This window comes from Streptomyces sp. H27-H1 (genome assembly GCF_026627445.1).
In the GTDB taxonomy this organism is placed as follows: Bacteria; Actinomycetota; Actinomycetes; order Streptomycetales; family Streptomycetaceae; genus Streptomyces.
In genome coordinates this window covers 63415-81782 of record NZ_JAPNLJ010000015.1, presented here as the reverse complement: position 1 = coordinate 81782, position 18368 = coordinate 63415, and the positions used below count along the sequence as shown (strand labels likewise).

Sequence of the window (18368 nt, the reverse complement as noted above, 5' to 3'; positions counted from 1 at the left end):
CGTGCAGTGCTTCGGACACGCTAGCGGAGGCCGGCTCGTCACGGCCCTCCCCAGCGCCCCCTCCGTCGTGCCACCCTGCCCGTCATGGAGCGGATCATCGGGGAGATACGCGAGGACCTGAACCGCCGGATCGCCGTGGCCGCGGAGCGGCTCGCCGACCGGCCACCGGTCGAGGATCCGGCCTGCGCCGCCTACGCCGCCCTGCTCGGCCGGGCCGCGCTGCGCGAGCGGGTGCACGACATCCTCCGCCAAGCCGTCGACGGCCTGGTCCGCGACGCCCGCGGCCTTCCGCCCGAGCTCGGCGAGGCCCGCGCCGACGGCGAACTCCGGGCCCGGCAGGGGCTGCCGCTCGACGCCCTGCTGCGCGTCTACCGGCTCGGCGGCCGGCTGCTGTGGCAGATCCTGACCGAGGCCGTCGCCGCCCACGACCGGGCGGCGCTGCCCCGGCTGCTGCCCGGGGCGCCCGCGCTGTGGGACGTGGTCGACCGGATGGCGGACGCGGCGGCCGAGTCCTACCGCCGGGCCGAGGCCGTACGCGGCGACCGCGAGCGGGAGCTGCGGGGAGCCCTGCTCGACGACCTGTTCGACGGTGGTGGTCCGGCGGGCCGGTCCGCCCACTCGGCTCGGCGGCTCGGGCTGCCGGAGCGCGGCCGGTTCGCCGTGGTGGTCCTGGACCCCGGGGACGGTGCGTGGGCGCCCCCCGCCGGCGGCGTCCCGCGCGTGCTGTGGCGGATCCGGGCCGACGGGGAGACGGGCCTCGTGGAGCTGGGCCGGCTACCGCTCGCGTCCGTCACCGACCTGCTCGCGCCCCTCGGCTTACGCGCCGGGGTGAGCCCGGTGGTGGAGACGCCGGGCGAGCTGCCCGGGGCCCGCCGGCTGGCCGTCCTCGCACTGCGGGCCGCGCCGGGAGCCGAGGGTCCGCACACCGCCCTGCTGGACGAGCGGCTGCCGGCGGCGCTGGTCGCGTCCGAGCCCGAACTCGCGGGCCGGCTGCGCCAGGTGGTGCTGGGGCCGGTCCTGGCGCTGGCCCCGGAGGACCGCAGGGTGCTGCTGACCACCCTGGGGACTTGGCTGAGCTGCCGGGGCTCGACCACGTACGCCGCCCAGCGGCTGTACTGCCACCGCAACACCGTCTCGAACCGGCTGCGCCGCCTGGAGCAGCTCACCGGCCGCTCGCTGTCGGATCCCGCGCACGTGGTGGAGCTGGCGCTGGCCCACACGGCGGTCACCCAGCGCCCGGCCGGGTCCCCGTCCCCTTCTGCGCCGGCCGCTCCCGACCGGCCCCCTTCTCCGGCTCCCCCGGCTCCCCCGGCTTCGCGGACTCCAGCAGGTACGGCACGTCGATCACCGCGACCCCGGGAGTGAACAGCAGGCGCGCCTTGAGCCGCAGCGCGTTCTGGTTGTGCAGGGGCTGTTCCCACCAGTGCCCGACCACGTACTCCGGAATGACCACGGAGAGCATGTCCGTGCCCTCGGCGGCCGCCTGCTCCTGCACGTAGGCCAGCACGGGCCCGACCACCTCGCGGTACGGGGAGTGCAGCACCTTGAGCGGGATGCCCGGGTCGTGTTCCGCCCAGGCCGCGCGCAGCCGGTTCGCGTCCTCCTCGTCGGCGGCCACCGAGACGGCCGTCAGGGTGTCGGGGCGCAGGCCCATCGCGAAGCCGAGGGCCTTGAGCGTCGGCGCGTGCACGGCGGCGACGAGGACGACGACGTGGTGGCGGGCGGGCTTGCGGGGTTTGACGCCGGGGGCGACGGCGACTTCCCGGGCCACGGTGTCGTAGTGGCGGCGCACGCCCTTCATCCCGAGGAAGAGCAGCGGCATCGCGATGACGACGAGCCAGGCGCCGTGGGTGAACTTGGTGATCAGGACGATGACCAGGACCACGGAGGTCATGACCGCGCCGACGGCGTTGATGGCGAGGCGGCGGTGGATGTGGATCCGCTCCTCCTTGCGGGTCTCGGGCGAGGCGAGCTCCTGCTGCCAGTGCCGGACCATGCCCGCCTGGGAGAGGGTGAAGGAGACGAAGACGCCGATGATGTACAGCTGGATGAGGCGGGTCAGCTGGGCGTCGAAGGCGATGATCAGACCGATGGCCGCGAGGGCCAGCAGGACGACGCCGTTGGAGTAGACGAGCCGGTCGCCGCGGTTGAAGAGCTGGCGCGGTACGTACCGGTCCTTGGCCAAGATCGAGGCGAGCATCGGGAAGCCGTTGAAGGCGGTGTTCGCGGCGAGGACCAGGACGCCGGCCGTGACGGCCTGGAGCAGGTAGAAGAGGAAGTGCCAGTCGCCGAAGGTGGCCCGGCCGATCTGCGCGAGCGCGGTGGACATCGGGGTGCCGGGGGCCAGGCCCAGTTCGGTCGGGTCCGCCGCCACGTGCACCTTGTAGCTCATGGCGAGGAAGGTGATCCCGGCGAACATGGTGACGGCGAGCGCGCCCATCACGGCGAGGGTGTTCGCCGCGTTCTCGCTCTTCGGCTTCTGGAAGGCGGGGACTCCGTTGCTGATGGCCTCGACACCCGTGAGCGCGGTGCAGCCGGAGGCGAAGGCCCGTAGCACGAGCAGCACCACCGCGAGGCCGGCGTAGGTGCCCTCCTCGGTGATCGGCAGTGCGGCGGACTCGGCGCGGATGGTGTCGCCGGTCGCCAGCCGGTAGGCCGCCACCGCGAACATGAGGTAGATCACGAGAACGAAGCCGTAGGTGGGGACGGCGAAGACCCGGCCCGATTCGCGTACGCCGCGCAGGTTCATGAGGGTCAGCAGAACCACGAAACCCACCGACAGGGGGACTTCGTGGTCCGAGAGGGAGGGGATCGCGGAGGTGATCGCGGAGACTCCGGAGACCACGGAGACGGCGACCGTCATGACGTAGTCGACGAGCAGGGCGCTCGCGGCGGTGAGGGCGGCGGTCGGGCCGAGGTTCTTGGAGCTGACGATGTAGGCGCCGCCGCCGCCCGGGTAGGCGTAGCAGGTCTGGCGGTAGGAGGCGACGACGACCACGAGCAGGAACACGATGGCGGCGGCCGCGTACCAGGCGAGGTGGAGCAGCGCGACCCCGCCGAGGGCGAGGATCAGCAGGATCTCCTCGGTGGCGTAGGCCACGGAGGAGAGCGGGTCGCTGCAGAAGATCGGGAGCGCGAGCCGTTTGGGCAGCAGGGTCTCGCCCAGACGCGCTGTGTCGAGCGGTTCGCCGACCAGCACACGTTTCGCATTGATACGCCTCATTCAGGCATGATCAGCCAAAACTATACGGATTCGTCCGATATGAACCCTGTGTCGTGGGGTGAACCGCCTACATCTTGGCCGCCGCGCTGCGGATCGCCTCCCGGATGCGGAAGTACGTGCCGCAACGGCAGATGTTGGCGATCGCGTCGATGTCCTCGTCCGTGGGCGTGCTCGTCCGCTTCAGCAGGGCGACGGCCGCCATGATCTGGCCGGGCTGGCAGAAGCCGCACTGGGCGACGTCCTGTTCGAGCCAGGCCTCCTGCACCGGGTGCAACTCCTCGCCGTCGGCCAGTCCCTCGATCGTGGTCACCGTCTTCCCCGCGCACGCGGAGACCGGGACCACGCACGGGCGGACGTCCACCCCGTCGATATGACTGGTGCAGGCCTTGCAGACGTCCACTCCGCAGCCGTATTTCGGGCCGCGCACGCCCAGCATGTCGCGGAGCACCCACAGCAGGGGCATATCGTCGGGCGCGTCCACGGTGACGCTCTGCCCGTTGACGGTGAAGGTGTGCGAGGGCACGGCTCGGCTCCTGGACTAGCGGGGGTAGGGGGTGAAGTCGACGTCGAAGTCGAGGGGGAAGCTGCGCGGCTTGGTGCCGGTGGCCCGCGCGTAGGCGTTGGCGATCGCGCCCACGGCGGCGGGCAGACCCAGCTCGCCGGCGCCGCCGGGTTCGGTTCCGGTCGCCGGGAGCACGAAGACGCGTACGTCCCGCGGGGTGTCGCGCTGCTGGGCCCAGTGGAACTGGCTGTAACTGCCTTCCAGCGGAAGCCCCTTGTCCAGGTGCAGGCCGGCCTTCAGCGTGGTGGAGATCGCGTCGGTCAGGCCGCCGATCATCTGGGCCTCCAGACCGCGCGGGTTGACGGGCAGCCCCACGTCGACGGCGATGACCGCCTTGGTGACGCGGACGTGCTCCGGATCCCTGGTGTCGATCTCGACCAGGCAGGCCGTCCGGGACTTGTACTCCTCGTGGAAGGCGATGCCCTGGGCGCACCCGGCGGGCATGGCCCGGCCCCAGTCCCCTTCCGTGGCCGCCTTGTCGAGCACGGCGCGCTGGGCGGCCGTCTTCAGGAAGGTCCGCCGGAACCGGTAGGGGTCCCGGCCCGTCGCCGCGGCCAGCTCGTCGACCACGATCTCCTCGGCGCCCCGCGTGTTCGCCGAGTACACCGACCGCCAGGACCCGGTGGGGACGCCGGTCGGGACCTCGGTGAGCGCCTGGGTGGTGAGCCCGAAGTGGTACGGGGATTTGATCGTGGTGAGGAACAGGGTCTGGGCGAGGGTGGCGTTGCCGATGCCGAGCGGAAGGCCGGCCGCGGTCGCGGTGATGATCTCGCCGAGTCCGTGCCGGAAGTCGGTCTCCGCCGCGGCGACCCGGTGTTCGAAGCTGAGCACCTCACCCAGCGCGTGGGTGGCGCGGATCTTGTGGTGGGTGGCCGGGCGCATCCGGCCGTGCCGGGTGTCGTCGACCCGGGTCCACATCAGACGGACCGGGCGCCGGCAGGCCTTGGAGATCCGGGCCGCTTCCAGGGCGGCGTCGAAGAACAGCCGCCGGCCGAAGGAGCCGCCGGCCTGCACCACGTGGACCGTGACCTTGTCGAGCGGCAGGCCCAGGTCGGCGGCGATCGTCTCGCGGGCCACGATCGGCGATTTGAGGCCGGACCAGATCTCGGCTCGGTCCTCGCGCACGTCGGCGACGGCCGAGTTGGTCTCCATCGGCGCGTGGCTGACGAAGGCGAAGTCGAACTCGGCGTCCACGTGCGCGGTGAGCAGCGGCGGCACCAGCAGCGGCAGGGTGGCGGCGCGCAGCTTCGTACGCACCTGCGCGTCCGAGAGCTGGTCGGCGGGGCCCGGGCCCCAGGTGACTTGGAGGGCGGCTTTGGCGTCGAGGGCCTGACCGAAGGTCTCGGCGACGACGGCGACACCGGTGGCGACGGTGACCACATGCAGGACGCCGGGCATGGCTCGGACGGCGGCGAGGTTGGCGACGGAGCGGACGCCGCCGCCGAGGGTGGGCGGGCGGCGGACCACGCAGGGCTTGGCCCCGGGCACGTCCAGGTCGAGGGTGTAGCGCAGGGCCCCGGTGACCATGGCACGGGCGTCGATCCGGCTGGTGGGCCTGCCGACCAGGGCGTGCTCGGCCTGCGGCTTGGGGGTGGCGCCGAGGACGATCAGAGCGGGGTCGGCGGCGGCCGCGGCGAGGGAGCCGTAGTGCGCGGTGCGGCCGTCAGGAGCGCGGACGGCGCCGTTCGCCGTGGTCAGGGTGGACGCCGGAAGGCTCCAGCGGATGGCGGCGGCCGCGACCAGCCGGGCCCGGGCGGTGGCGGCGCACTGGCGGACCGGGCCGTAGAGGGAGCGGATGGAGTTGGAGGATCCGGTGAGCTGGTTGAAGAGCAGCTCGGGTCGCGCATCGTCCAGTTCGACGCGTACGGCGGCCAGTGGCGCGTCCAGTTCCTCGGCGACGAGCATCGCCACGGCGGTGGTGAGGCCCTGGCCGACCTCCTCGCGCGGCAGCCGGAAGCGGATGCTCCCGTCGGCCTCCACGACGAGCGCGAGCAGGGCGGAGGTGGGGGCGCCGGCCAGGATGAACAGGTCGCCGAGGTCGACCAGGTCGGCGGGGGCGGGCAGGGTCGGGATCACGGCATGCGCGGGCTGCGGGGCGAGGAGGTCGGCGCCGGCGCGCGTGACGAGGGCGAGGGTGGGTGCGGCGACGAGGTAGGTCAGGAAGGACCGCCGGGTCCGCCCGTCGGTCGGCGCGTGGCTCTGCCCGGTCATGTCGTTGTGTCCCCACCCTGCGCGCGGCCCGCCTGAGGGCCTCCCCGACTTATTACCGGCACGTAGAGTAGCGATCCGGGGGTGTGGTGGGAAGTTCGGATCACATCCCGGGCGCAATCCCGGACACGCCGCCGGCCGGCGGGGACACGAGTGGCCGGAGCGCGGGTTCCTCCGTTCGGGGGTACCGGTCCGGCCGTGTTGATCCGGGGCCCGCTTCGTCTTCGCGCCCGCACGGCCCGGGCACGCCTCGTACACCTCGGCCGTACGATCGACCACTCTCGTCCGCAGGGCGTTTTCCGGCCGCGGGCGGACGGTGGACGGGCCGGTGGGGCGGAGTGGTGGGCGGAACACGGCGCATCCGTGAGCGCACGGGGCGCCCTGCGGCGAGGGCCGACAGGTACCGGCCTCCGCGCCACGGCCCGGAAGCGGCAACGGCCGGCGGGGGCCGGGCGTCGGCCCCCGACAGGAGTTGACCGGATTCGTTCGCACACTCCAGGAGAGCCCGGAAGGCCTCGGGCATATGCCTTAAGCAAGTCCTCCTCAGATGTTGCCAAACGCCTTACAGGCCGTCGCAGGCTGTGCCACAGTCGTTACCGGCCCTTCCTTCAGAACCGGTCCCTCCTCAGACTTGGCCGTGCCGCGCCTGTATCGGAGTTCAGATGCCGTCCCACTTGTACGCGGACCGCCCCGCGCAACCCCCCGAGCCGGGGTCGGTGGACGCGCTGATCTCGCAGACCCGACGGCTTCGGGGAGAAGTCGACGCGGTCCGCCGTGACACCGTCGTCGACGACGACGACGCGCAGGGACGCTGGCAGCGCGCACTGTGCGACCTCGCAGTCCACCACCTCGACGATCTCCGCGAGCACCTCGGTCAGCTCAAAGAGGGTCTGCCGCCCACCATCTCCGAGTCCGCCGGGCTCCCGCAGGCCGCCCCCGAGACGGGAGCCGAGCAGACCAGGGTCGGCAGCGCCGAGTGGAACCTGCTGACCGATGAGGTCAGTTGGTCCGACGAGCTCTTCCAGATCTTCGGCCGCTCCCCCGAGGCCGGCGCGCTGCCCCTCGACGAACTGGGATCCACCCTTTTCTCCGAGGACCAGCCGCTGCTGACCGCGATGGTGACGGCCTGTCTGGTGGACGGCAGGCCGATGGACGGGGAGTTCCGCATCGTCCGGTCCGACGGCCGGGTCCGGACGTTGCACATGAGGGGCGAGCCGGTACTCGACTCCGACGGCTGCACGGCCTCCATGTGGGCCGTACTGCGGGACGTGAGTGAACTGCGCCGGAGCCAGCGGGCGGTGCGCGAGTCCCGTGACTCGCTGCAGCGCCGGCAGGAGATCGCACAGACCGAGCGCCGGATGGCGGTCGAGCTGCAGGAAGCCGTGCTCCCCCCGTGGCGCGGCTCCCTGCGGTTCCCGCACGACAACACCGGGGCACTGGACGTCGCGGCGCACTACCTGCCCTCCGCGACCAGCGCGCTCATCGGCGGCGACTGGTACGACGCGCTGCAACTGCCCAACGGCGAATCGATGCTGACGGTGGGTGACCTCACCGGTCACGGGGTGGCCGCGACCTCCGGCATGGCGATGATGCTCGGCGCCCTGCGCGGCATGGCGATGGCCGGCATCGAGCCGGGCCCCCTGATGGGCTGGCTGAACCAGCTCCTGGAGACCTCCGTCCAGCCCGCGCTGGGATCCGCGGTGTGCTGCCTCTACGATCCGGCCCGCCGGGTGCTGACCTGGGCCCAGGCCGGCCACCCCGCCCCGCTGCTGTTCCGCCGCGGACAGGGCCGGTCGCTGCTGCCGCCCGAAGGCATCCTGCTGGGAGCGACTTCCGGAGCCTCGTACGGGCAGGCCGAGGAGCGGCTCGAGGTGGGCGACGTACTCGTACTGCACACCGACGGACTGACGCCGCGCAGCATCGAGTTCAGCAGGGCGGACGGAACGGAGCGACTGCTCGCGCTCGCACCGCACTTCTCCGCCGCCCGGTCCGCGCAGGACTGCGTGCGCCTGGTGATCGGAGAGTTCGGCGAGGGCGAGCGCGAGGACGACGCCTGCGTACTGGTGGCCCGGATCGGCTCGTAGCGGCCTTCGGGACCGCACGAGGTACGGGAGCAGCACTGGGAGGTACCTCGCAGGAGTCGGTTCACAGGAGCACAAGGCAGTTCGCATCACGTCAGGGCCGCGCCGGAGGGCGCGGCCTTTCTCGCCCGCGGACCCGGGGAGCCACCGGCCTCAGACCGTACGCGCCAAGGAACTGTCCGGCAGGGCCAGTTTGATCTCCTCGCGGAGCTCTTCGATGCCGGTGAAACCGGAGTAGTGGCCGGTCAGCCGGTACATCTCGCGCAGCCGGTCCCATGTCCGGTGCGAGGAGGTCTCGTTCATCGAGACCAGGGCCAGGCGGGCGTAGCGGTCGGCCTGCTCCGGGTCGTCGGCGATGAAGCAGGCGGAGGCCATCGAGATGTAGTCGAAGATCTTCGAGCGCTGGTGGCCGTCGGCCCGCAGCCGCAGGGCCTCCTTCGCGTGCTTCTGCGCGATGGGCGCCGCCGAGGGATCGTGGTCGGCGAGGGTGCGGAAGGCCAGTGCCTGCATGCCGTGCAGATCGGCCTCGTCGAAGTGCTGCATCCAGGACGGCGGCGGCACGTCACCCGAGCTGGACACGAACAGGTCCTCGGCCTCGCCCAGGGTGCGGCGCATGGCCTGCCCCTTGCCGAGTGCGGCCTGCGCCCAGGCCTCGATGGTGTGCAGCATGGCGCGGGTCCGGGGCAGGGTCTGCTCGCCGGAGCCCGACTGCGCCAGCTTCATCAGATCGAGGGCCTCGTTCGGCTTGCCCAGGTGAACCATCTGACGGGCCGCCCGGGAGAGCGCTTCGCCCGCGCGCGGGCGGTCGCCGCCCTCGCGGGCCGCGTGCGCGGCGATGACGAAGTACTTCTGAGCTGTGGGCTCCAGGCCCACGTCGTGGGACATCCAGCCCGCCAGGACCGCCAGGTTGGCCGCCACCCCCCACAACCGGCGCTGGAGGTGGTCGGGGTGGTGGTACGCGAGCATGCCGCCCACCTCGTTGAGCTGCCCGACCACGGCCTTGCGCTGGAGGCCGCCGCCTCTGGAGGCGTCCCAGGCGCGGAAGACGTCCACCGAACGCTCGAGCGCCTCGATCTCCTGGGAGCCGATGGGGGCGGCCTCGTAGCGGTCGTAGCCCGCCGTGTCGGCCTGGAAGCCGTCGGCGTGGCGCTGCGCGCCCTTCGCGCGGGCGGGGTCGGTGTGGAGCCAGTCGTGCATGGCATTGCTGAGGGCTGAGCCGGCGGTGAGCACGGCACCCGCGCTCATCAGACCGCGACGGTTGAGCATGAGGTCCATTCCCGTGAATTCGGTGAGGACCGCGGCTGTGCGTTCGGGCGCCCATGGCATTCCGTCGGGGTTCTCCTGCTCCCCGTCCGACTGCCTTTTGGCGGTGCGCCGTTGTCGTACGAACCCGAGGTCCTCGATGGTCACGACACGACCGAGCTGCTCGGTGAACAGTGCTGCCAGTACCGTGGGCACCGGTTCGCGCGGGGTCTCCCCCATGTCGATCCAGCGCCGCACCCGCGAGGTGTCGGTCGCCAGCTGGTGGTGGCCCATAGAGGCCGCCTGCCGGTTGACCATCCTCGCCAGTTCGCCCTTTGACCAGCCGGCCAGGCCGAACAGGTCGTTCAGACGGGTGTTTGGACCTTTGCTCACGTCAAGCCCCCAGGTTCTCGGCTGAGTTGACAGTAACCCCCCGTCAGATGCCGAGCGACTATTCGCCAGGGTTCGCCAGGGCGCGCAATGTGGTCCGCCACCCACGCCCGGGTGTCAGGTAGGAATGCGCCTCCCCGACCCGGTCACCGACGGAACTCCCCAGGGTGATGCACGGGATCCGGCGGGGCGGCGTATGCAGCTCGTCGGCGCACGAAGGGATCCGTAACGCCATGTACGCATCAACGTCCTCCGTGTCCGCCCCGGTCCGGTCGCACCGCACACTCCCCGCGGGCGGCGGCCCCTACCTCGAACCCGGCCGCCCCGCGGCATCGGCGCCGGGCGCCGTCCGGGCACGGCGGATGCCGGGGACCGGATCGCAGCCGCTCAGCGGGAGAATCGACCTTTCGGGTCCCCAAGGGGCGCAGTTGCGCACCGCGCTCGCCTCCGTGCAGCGCATCTGTCCGGAGTTCGCGCCCATCCAGGTACTGCGCCGCAGCGGCCGGTCCGTCCTTCTGGTGGGGACCACGGGACGGATGACGGCCGTTGCGAAGGTTTTACTGGATCACTCGCCCGAGTGGCGCGAGCGGTACCGGCACGAAATAGCGACGTACCGGACGTTCGTCCGGCACCGTCCTCAGGTCCGGGTGCCGCGGCTGATCGCCGCCGATCCGGAGAACTGCGTACTGATCGTCGAACGGATGGCCGGCCGGGTCGCCGCGCTTCAGCGGCATCCGGTGGAGGCCCCGCCGCGGGCCGACCTGCGGGCGGCGCTCGGAGCGGTGCGCCAGGTCAACGGCTGGCGGCCCGCCGACGAGTTGTTCGGGCGGCCGCTGGACTACGACCGGCGGATCGCCCGGGACTACCAGCTGGGCCTGCTGACGGACCGGGACTTCGGTGACCTGCAGAAGCTGTTGCACGGGGTGAAGCTGTCGGGCAACCCCTGGCAGTTCAACCACGGCGACGCACTCCTGTCGAACCTGCTGCTCTCCCCGGCGGGTCCGGTGCTCCTCGACTGGGAGCACGCGGGCTGGTACCGGCCGGGCTACGACCTGGCCACCGTGTGGACGGTACTGGGCGATGCCCCGGCCGCCCGCGCCCAGATCAGCCGCCTGGCGCAGGCGGCCGGACCGGCCGCGCGGGACGCGTTCCTGGTCAACCTGATGCTGGTGCTGACCCGGGAGATCCGGATGTCGGAGACGGCCGTGCAGCGCTCGATGCTGACGGTCGCCCCGGCCCAGGCCCAGCCTGCGGGCTCCCTGTCCTCGGGCGAGGAGCAGCGCCTGCTGCTGCGACGCCTCCACGACGACGCGGGCATGGCCCGCAGAGCGGTCCGTGCGGCGGTGGGCACGCGCTGAACCGCGCGGGGTCCGTGGTCCGGCAGTCCCGTGGCCCACGCCCGGTTCGCTCGCCCCGAAGTACTGAAGTCCCGTAGTGAAGTCCCGTAGTAGCGAAGTCCCGTAGCACCTGAATCCCTTGGCACCGAAGTCCCGCGGCGATCAGGCCGCGGGACTTCGGTGCGTCCGCGCGCCGGCCGGGCGGACCGAACTTCCCGGCTCCGGACGGTTGGTCGTCCTTAGGAGACCTCGTCCCTCTGGATGGCCGGGCCCTCGGCCCTTGGCCTGGGGAAGTCGACGATCGTTTCAGTTGTGGGATCGATCGTCGCTCTGGTCTAGTGGTTTCGCCGGTAAGGGCGCCGTCCTCCGGCCGCCGCAGTGCCACCGACCCGCCAGGAGCGTCCGTGATCGACGAGGGTGACCCACACCTGAGGAGTCTGCGTCTCCTGGAAGAACTGATCGGGGAAGTACCCAGCCTGCAACTCGCTTCCCGGATCGAGGACCTCTTCAAGGTGCCCCGCGGCTTCCTGACCGCGACGCCGTCCCAGGCTCTGGGCCGCGCCCTGGAGGAGAGGCTCGCGCACGAGCAGGCCCGGCAGCTCACCGGCCTGCGCGAGTTGAAGGAACGTTTCCAGCTGCGCTCGGTCGCTTTCAGGGGCGCCCCCGAGACGCTGGCCGCGACGCAGGACCTGCTGAACCCGATCGTGGAGGACCAGCCGCTGACGACGTGAGCGGAGGGCGCCGGCACGGGCGACCGGGACGCAGGGGCACACGCAGGAACACAGGGGCGCAGGGGCGCAGGGGCGCAGGGGACTACACGCGGTGCGCGGGTGAGGAGTCAGGGGTGGGGATCGTGTGGAACCGGCGGCGTGGCCAGCAGCTGGAAGGTGAGATGGTCCGGCTGTGCGATGAGCTGTACGCCGGCCTGGGCAGGCCCGCGCCCAGCGACATCGACGAGCTGATCGCCCGTATCTCCGATCACCTCACCGTGTACCGCGGCGATCCCTCGCGTCCCGTCCGCATCGTGCGCCGGGACTTCCCGCAGGGCCTCGGGCCGGTGTCGGGACTCTGGCTGGACCGCGAGACCGAGGACGTCATCGTCGTCGCCAAGAGCACCAGCCCCTTCCATGCCCTCGTCATCCTGGGCCACGAGATCTGGCACATGGTCCGGGGCCACCACGGCACCCACGTACTGGGAGCTCAGGTCGCCACGCGCCTGCTCGGCGACGACGTCCTGAGCCCCGGGGAGCTCCACGAAGCCGTGCGCCTGGTCGCCGCGCGGACCCACGCCTTCGCCGGCGACGAGGCGGAGGCCGAGCAGTACGGCCGCATGCTCGGCCGGCGCTTTCGCCACCTGGTCGAATTCGACCCCGCGCAGCGTGTACTCGAGGGACCCGCCGCCAGGATTCAGGCCTCCCTCGGCGACGGCTGATGAACGGATCGGACTACTACGTACCGGCGGCCGCCCTCGGCATCGCCTTCCTCTTCAGGCTCCCGGGACTCCTGCGGCGCCGGCGCGACCCCATGATCAGGTCCGTCGCCGGACTGCTCCTCATGTCCGGCGCCGGATTCGCGCTCGCCGCACCCCCCACCATCACCGTGGTCAACCGGGTGGTGGGGGTGCCGAACGTCTCCGCGCCACTGGTCTACGCGATCCTCAGCGTCTTCAACACGTGCTGCATCGTGCTGCTCGCGTACTGGCGCGAAGGGTTCGGCGCGGCCGTCCAGCGCCGCGTGAGACGGTGGTTCGGCGCCTGCGGGTCCGTCGTCCTGCTGCTCGCGGTGTGCTTCGCCCTGGGCGATGCTCCGGTGGAACGCCTCCGGGACCTGGACACCTACTACGCGTCCACGCCGTGGATCCGCGAGATGATCGTTGTCTACCTCGGCTGGCACATCATGATCGGTGTGGTCGTGCCGGCCATGTGCTGGCGGTGGTCGCGGGTGGTGGACGGGTGGCTGCGGGCAGGGCTGCTGACGCTCGTGGCCGGCTTCGCCTTCAGCACGGGTTTCGGCCTGGTGAAGGCCGTCGCCGTCATCGCCCGCTGGGCGGGTGGCGACCTGGACTTCCTCAGTACGGCGGTAGCCCCGCCGCTGGCCGGCATGGGCGCGGTCCTGACCACCTCCGGCTTCCTGCTGCCTCAGGGCCGGCGCCTAACCACGGCCTGGGAGGCCTGGCAGACCTACCGGTGGATGGGGCCGCTGTGGCGCGGGCTCCGTACCGTCATGGGCGTGCCGACTCCCACCAGCTGGTGGGAGCCCTTCGGCTCCCGCCTCCTCGACCGCGAGACGGACATCCACGACGATCTGCTGGCCCTCGCCCCGTACTGCGACCTCCGGACCATGACGGCACGGCACGAACGGGCGCTCGAGGCCGGAGTCAGCCCCGACGACGCCTGGGCCGTGGCCGCGGCCACGATGATCGCGGTGGCCATCACGGCGAAGGAATCCGCCGCCGGCTCCGGCGAGGAACCCCAGGAGACGGGCACCGCCGCCCTCGGCGCCGTGCTCGGCACCGGAACGCGGGGGATCGCACGGATCTCCCGCGAGTACGGCGCCCTTCGCCACGACTCCGTGGCTGCCTAGTGAGAAAGGCACCCCCCATGGATCAGGTCGTTTCGTGAGCAATCCCAACGGCGTCGCGTTCTACGTACCGGGCGCGCTCCTGCTGCTGGCGGGCTGTCTGAAGCTGCCCGCTGTCTGGCGCATCCCCAAGGACGAGCTGCTGAGGTCCGTCTGTGTGCTGCTCTTCGTCGCCGCCGGCGTGTTCGCCGTCGCCGCGGTTCCGTCCATCGCGGCCATCAACCGGATCACCGGCATCCCGAACGCGGCCGCCCCGGTCGTGTACACGATCCTCACCGCGTTCTCGGGCTCCAGCCTGGTGCTCGTCATCCACTGGAGCAGCGGACCCGCCCAGGCGGAGCAGGCGGCCCGGTGGTCCCGGCGCTGCCACTGGGCCACGCTCGCGGTCATCACCGCCGTCATCGGGCTCTTCGCCCTGGGCGACGCCCCCGCAGAGCGGCTGGTCGACCTCGACACGTACTACGCCAACACCCCGTACATCCGCGAGATGATCGTGCTGTACCTGGTCGCGCACACCACGGCCGCGGTCACCATGACCGTGCTGTGCACCCGCTGGGCGCGGGTGGTCCAGGGGCCCCTGCGCGCCGGGCTGGTCCTGATCCTCATCGGCTACGTCCTCAGCCTGGTCTACGACGCCCTGAAGTTCACGGCCGTCGGCGCCCGCTGGACCGGCCACGACCTGGACCGTCTGAGCTGGCCCGTCGCACCGCCGATCGCGGCGCTCTCCGCGCTGCTCATCGGCATCGGCTTCGTGCTGCCCCGGCTGTCCCAGCGGTTCATGGAACTGGTGGGCCCTTGGCGCCGGTACCACCAGTTACAGCCCGCGTGGAGGGAGCTGCGGGTCGCCACCCCGCACAGCATCAACCTGGTGGGCGGTCTGCGGACCCCGATCGACGTGCGAGTGTGCCAGCTGGAGTCGGAGATCTACGACGGAATACTCACCATTCATCCCTACCTGGACCCCGAAGTGCACGCCCTCTCCCTCGTCGAAGCCCGCAAGACCGCCCGGACCGACGAGGACGCGGCCGTCATCGCGGACGCCGCGGCCGTGGCACACGCCGTCGTCGTGTGGGCCACGAGGACCGCCGATCAGAGCGCCGTGCCCGATGAGCGGTCCGGCGACGGCCCCGTGCTCTCCTCCGCCGTCAATGCCGCCGGCCTCGTACTCCTGTCCCAGGCCCTGGCGAAGTCCCCCATCGTTCGAGCCACCCGCGTAGCCGCAGTCCTAGAGAGCAGCACCCGATGACCCAGCCCACCGGCACGACCCGCGTCCTCATCCTCGGGGGCAGCCTGGCCGGCACCCTCGCGGCCGCCGCCCTGGCGCCGCACGTCTCCGAGGTCCTCGTCCTCGAGCGCGAGAGGGTCCTCCCCGAAACCCCGGTGCCCAGGCCCAGACTTCCGCAGGCCGCCCACGCCCACATGCTGTGGGCGGGTGGCGCCGACGCCATCGAGGAGCTGCTCCCCGGCACGACCGACCGCTGGCTGAAGGCCGGCGCACACCGCATCCCGATCCCCAACGGGATGGTCTCCTTCGCGCCCGCGGGCTGGTTCCGGCGCTGGACCGAGACCCACTACCTGATCGGAGCCAGCCGCGATCTCGTCGACTGGGGTGTGCGGGCCGCTGTTCTTCAGATCCCCAACATCCGTATGCGTACGGGTGCGACGGTCATTTCGCTCGTCGGCAACGCATCGAAGGTGAGCGGGGTGCGCGTCCAGGACAAGGACGGCCAGGAGAGCGTGATCGACGCGGATCTCGTCATCGATGCCACCGGCCGCGGCTCCAAGATCCTCCAGTGGCTCGGGGAGATCGGCGGCCCCGTGGTCGAGGAGACCGTCGTGGACGCAGGCGTGCGGTACGCCAGCCGCCGCTACCGCGCCCCGGAAGGCACCGAGACCAACTGGCCCGTCATCCACATCCAGGCGGACCCGCGGGAGGGACGGCCCGGCCAGGTCGTCTCGATCATCCCCATCGAGGACGGCCAATGGCACATAAGCCTCTCCGGCACCCGCGGCGGCGAGCCCAGCGCCGACGAGGCACTCTTCGAGGAGTTCGCCCGGGGAGTACGCCACCCGTTGGCGGCCGAGTTCCTCGCCCGCGCGGAGCCGGTCAGCGACGTCGTCGTGTACGGGCGGACCGCCAACCGGCAGCGCCGGTTCGAGAAGGCCGCGATGCCCGCCGGGTTCGTCGTCCTCGGCGACGCCGCCACCAGCCTGAATCCGGTCTACGGCCACGGCATGTCCGCGGCCGCTCTCGGCGCCGTCGCCCTGCGGGACACGGCCGCGAAGATGCCCGTGACCTCCGCGAAGTTCGCCACCCGGGCCCAGAAGGCCGTAGCGCGGCCGGCCACCGCCGCCTGGCTGCTGGCCGTGGGCCAGGACCGGTTCTACCCGGGCGCCGTCACCAAGGCGCCCACCCTGGGCGACAAGCTCGCGGCACGGTACGTACAACGGCTGAGCCGCACCGCGATCGGCAACTTCCTCGTGGTCAAGGCGTTGACGGACGTGATGACCATGAAGAAGCCCGCCTCGGTGCTCGCCGGCCCCGCCGTCCTGTTCGCCGCTACCCGCGGCCTGCGCAGGCCGCTGCTCGAAGGGCCGGATCTGACCGAGCGGGAGCGGAGCGTCCTGGACCGCGAGCCCCTGGTCCGGGCCGAGAAGAGCCGAACGGTCTGAGGTGCGGGACGGGGCCCGGCGGGATTCCCGCCGGGCAGCGGTCCCGGGATTGCGAGATCCCGTGGCCCGCACACCAGGTGTGCGGGCCACGGGAATTCTCGTGTCCGGGCCGCTGTCCGGCGAGCAGGTCGACTGGCGCGTATGCCTTGACTTCACATGATCCCCCGAAGACCTTTTCTGACTCAGCATCAGAATGCTGGATCCGTCCCCTCACTCCCCTCTCCGCTGGAGCCTGCCCATGACCGCGAGAACCGCCTCCGCCGCGAGTTCCGATGCGAGTTCCGAACCGAGCGCAGCCCTCCCCTCCCGCCGGAAGGTCCTCGCCGGCGCCGGGGCGCTCGCCGCCACCGTGCTGCCGTCCACCGCCGCGTACGCCGACGGCGGAGCGAACGGGCCGGTGCTCGGCGAGTACGACGTCGTCGTGGTCGGCTCCGGCGCGTCCGGAATGACCGCCGCGCTCACCGCGGCCAAGCGGGGCCTGAGCGTGCTCGTGGCCGAGAAGGCGCCGACCTTCGGCGGCTCGGCCGCCCGGTCCGGCGCCGGCATCTGGCTGCCCAACAACTCGGTGATCCTGGGCGCGGGCGTCCCCGACACCCCGGCCAAGGCGGCGGCGTACCTGTCGGCCGTGGTCGGCAACGGCTCCTCCGCGGACCGGCAGGCGGCCTTCCTCGCCAACGGGCCCCGGATGCTGGACTTCGTGATGGCCAACAGCCCACTGCGCTTCCGCTTCATGGACGGCTACAGCGACTACTACCCGAACCTCCCCGGCGGGCTCCCGAACGGCCGCTCCATCGAGCCGGACCAGATCGACGGGAACATCCTCGGCGCCGAACTGGCCCACCTGAACCCGGCGTACATGCCCGTGCCCGCCGGAATGGTGGTGTTCAGCCAGGACTACAAGTGGCTCAACCTCGCCGCCGTGAGCGCCGAAGGGCTCGCGGTGTCCACCGCGTGCCTGGCGCGCGGTACGGCGGCCGCCCTGTGCGGGCAGAAGCCGCTGACCATGGGGCAGGCCCTGGCGACCGGGCTGCGGGCCGGGCTGATGCAGGCCGGGGTCCCGGTGTGGCTGAACAGCCCGCTCGTCGACCTGGTCCAGGAGGGCGGCGCGGTCACCGGCGTCGTGGTGGAGAAGGGGGGCGTACGGGGCGTGGTGCGGGCCCGCAAGGGCGTGGTCATCGGCTCGGGCGGCTTCGAGCACAACGCGGAGATGCGGGCCCAGTACCAGCAGCAGCCGATCGGCACCCAGTGGTCGGTCGGCGCGAAGGAGAACACGGGCGACGGGATCCGGGCGGGCCAACGGGCCGGTGCGGCGCTGGCGTTGATGGAGGACGCCTGGTGGGGCCCGTCGATCCCGCTCCCCGCGGAGCCGTACTTCTGCCTGGCCGAACGGACCCTGCCCGGCGGCCTGATGGTCAACGCGAAGGGCGCGCGCTTCGTCAACGAGGCTGCCCCGTACAGCGATGTGGTGCACGTGATGTACGAGAAGGACCGGGTTGCGACTGGCTCGCACATTCCGGCCTGGCTGATCGTGGATCAGAACTACCGCAGCAAGTACCTGTTCAAGGACGTCCTGCCGACGATCTCCTTCCCCGACTCCTGGTACGAGGTGGGCGCGGCGAAGAAGGCGTGGACCTGGGACGCGCTGGCCAACCAGATCGGAGTGCCGGCGGCCGCCCTGCGCTCCACGCTCAACCGGTTCAACGCCCAGGCGTGGAACGGCACCGACCCCGACTACCACCGGGGCGACACCGCGTACGACCACTACTACACGGACCCGGGCGTGACGCCGAACTCCTGTCTGGCCCCGATCTGGGCGCCGCCGTTCTACGCCTTCAAGATCGTGCCGGGTGACCTGGGCACGAAGGGCGGCATCGTCACGGACACCCGGGCCCGGGCGCTGCGGGCGGACGGATCCGTGATCCGGGGCCTGTGGGCCGCGGGCAACGCGAGTGCGGCCGTGATGGGGCACAGCTATGCGGGGGCCGGGTCGACGATCGGTCCCGCGATGACGTTCGGGTACGTGGCCGCCAACGACATCGCGGACGGCGTGTGACGGCCGGACCGGCCGAGCC

At 71.7% G+C, this 18368-nt stretch carries 12 protein-coding genes and 1 pseudogene; 9 read left to right on the top strand and 4 right to left on the bottom strand.

Annotation, left to right across the window (positions count from 1 at the left end):
- Positions 1-84: 84 nt before the first annotated feature.
- Positions 85-1155: pseudogene (locus OTB20_RS42460) on the top strand (PucR family transcriptional regulator); the annotation flags it as partial.
- A gap of 70 nt (positions 1156-1225) precedes the next feature.
- Here the strand turns inward: OTB20_RS42460 and OTB20_RS18310 are convergent.
- The 3 genes from OTB20_RS18310 to OTB20_RS18300 all read right to left on the bottom strand — a co-directional run bounded on the left by OTB20_RS18310 (position 1226) and on the right by OTB20_RS18300 (position 5996).
- Entirely contained in the window at positions 1226-3223 is a 1998-nt protein-coding gene (locus OTB20_RS18310) for an APC family permease (protein ID WP_267818801.1), read from the bottom strand.
- Positions 3224-3290: 67 nt separating this feature from the next.
- Entirely contained in the window at positions 3291-3746 is a 456-nt protein-coding gene (locus OTB20_RS18305) for a (2Fe-2S)-binding protein (RefSeq protein WP_267818799.1), read from the bottom strand.
- A 15-nt stretch (positions 3747-3761) separates the two neighbouring features.
- A complete protein-coding gene (locus OTB20_RS18300; RefSeq protein WP_267818797.1) occupies positions 3762-5996 on the bottom strand; it encodes a xanthine dehydrogenase family protein molybdopterin-binding subunit in 2235 nt (744 codons plus the stop codon).
- A gap of 659 nt (positions 5997-6655) precedes the next feature.
- Here OTB20_RS18300 and OTB20_RS18295 point away from each other — a divergent pair.
- Positions 6656-8077 carry a PP2C family protein-serine/threonine phosphatase gene (locus tag OTB20_RS18295; protein ID WP_267818795.1) on the top strand — a complete coding sequence of 474 codons (1422 nt, stop codon included), beginning with the start codon at positions 6656-6658 and terminating at the stop codon, positions 8075-8077.
- A gap of 150 nt (positions 8078-8227) precedes the next feature.
- Here OTB20_RS18295 and OTB20_RS18290 read toward each other — a convergent pair whose 3' ends face one another.
- On the bottom strand, positions 8228-9709 hold the full coding sequence (locus tag OTB20_RS18290) for a hypothetical protein (protein WP_267818793.1): 1482 nt from the start codon (positions 9707-9709) through the stop codon (positions 8228-8230).
- 230 nt (positions 9710-9939) lie between these two features.
- Between OTB20_RS18290 and OTB20_RS18285 the strand changes: the two genes are divergently transcribed.
- From OTB20_RS18285 to kstD, 7 genes are all read left to right on the top strand, one after another.
- Positions 9940-11064 (top strand): aminoglycoside phosphotransferase family protein, encoded by a 1125-nt coding sequence (locus tag OTB20_RS18285; RefSeq protein ID WP_267818791.1) that lies wholly within the window; start codon positions 9940-9942, stop codon positions 11062-11064.
- A 383-nt stretch (positions 11065-11447) separates the two neighbouring features.
- Positions 11448-11774 carry a hypothetical protein gene (locus OTB20_RS18280; RefSeq protein WP_267818789.1) on the top strand — a complete coding sequence of 109 codons (327 nt, stop codon included), beginning with the start codon at positions 11448-11450 and terminating at the stop codon, positions 11772-11774.
- A gap of 113 nt (positions 11775-11887) precedes the next feature.
- Positions 11888-12475 (top strand): toxin-antitoxin system, toxin component, encoded by a 588-nt coding sequence (locus OTB20_RS18275; RefSeq protein ID WP_267818787.1) that lies wholly within the window; start codon positions 11888-11890, stop codon positions 12473-12475.
- The gene (locus OTB20_RS18270) at positions 12475-13626 is read left to right on the top strand and encodes an MAB_1171c family putative transporter (protein WP_267818785.1); all 1152 of its coding nucleotides are present in this window, start codon (positions 12475-12477) and stop codon (positions 13624-13626) included. The genes OTB20_RS18275 and OTB20_RS18270 overlap by 1 nt, the downstream gene beginning before the upstream one ends.
- 34 nt (positions 13627-13660) lie before the next feature.
- On the top strand, positions 13661-14869 hold the full coding sequence (locus OTB20_RS18265) for an MAB_1171c family putative transporter (protein WP_267818784.1): 1209 nt from the start codon (positions 13661-13663) through the stop codon (positions 14867-14869).
- Entirely contained in the window at positions 14866-16296 is a 1431-nt protein-coding gene (locus tag OTB20_RS18260) for a pyridine nucleotide-disulfide oxidoreductase (protein ID WP_267818782.1), read from the top strand. The genes OTB20_RS18265 and OTB20_RS18260 overlap by 4 nt, the downstream gene beginning before the upstream one ends.
- Before the next feature lie 238 nt (positions 16297-16534).
- The gene (kstD, locus tag OTB20_RS18255) at positions 16535-18349 is read left to right on the top strand and encodes a 3-oxosteroid 1-dehydrogenase (protein WP_267818780.1); all 1815 of its coding nucleotides are present in this window, start codon (positions 16535-16537) and stop codon (positions 18347-18349) included.
- Positions 18350-18368: the final 19 nt, after the last annotated feature.

What these genes read in the sequence shown, in the direction of transcription:
- OTB20_RS18310 (WP_267818801.1), bottom strand. Translation starts at nt 3,223, where the DNA reads ATGAGGCGTATCAATGCGAAACGTGTGCTGGTCGGCGAACCGCTCGAC.
- OTB20_RS18300 (WP_267818797.1), bottom strand. Translation starts at nt 5,996, where the DNA reads ATGACCGGGCAGAGCCACGCGCCGACCGACGGGCGGACCCGGCGGTCC.
- OTB20_RS18295 (WP_267818795.1), top strand. Translation starts at nt 6,656, where the DNA reads ATGCCGTCCCACTTGTACGCGGACCGCCCCGCGCAACCCCCCGAGCCG.
- OTB20_RS18285 (WP_267818791.1), top strand. Translation starts at nt 9,940, where the DNA reads ATGTACGCATCAACGTCCTCCGTGTCCGCCCCGGTCCGGTCGCACCGC.
- OTB20_RS18270 (WP_267818785.1), top strand. Translation starts at nt 12,475, where the DNA reads ATGAACGGATCGGACTACTACGTACCGGCGGCCGCCCTCGGCATCGCC.
- OTB20_RS18260 (WP_267818782.1), top strand. Translation starts at nt 14,866, where the DNA reads ATGACCCAGCCCACCGGCACGACCCGCGTCCTCATCCTCGGGGGCAGC.
- kstD (WP_267818780.1), top strand. Translation starts at nt 16,535, where the DNA reads ATGACCGCGAGAACCGCCTCCGCCGCGAGTTCCGATGCGAGTTCCGAA.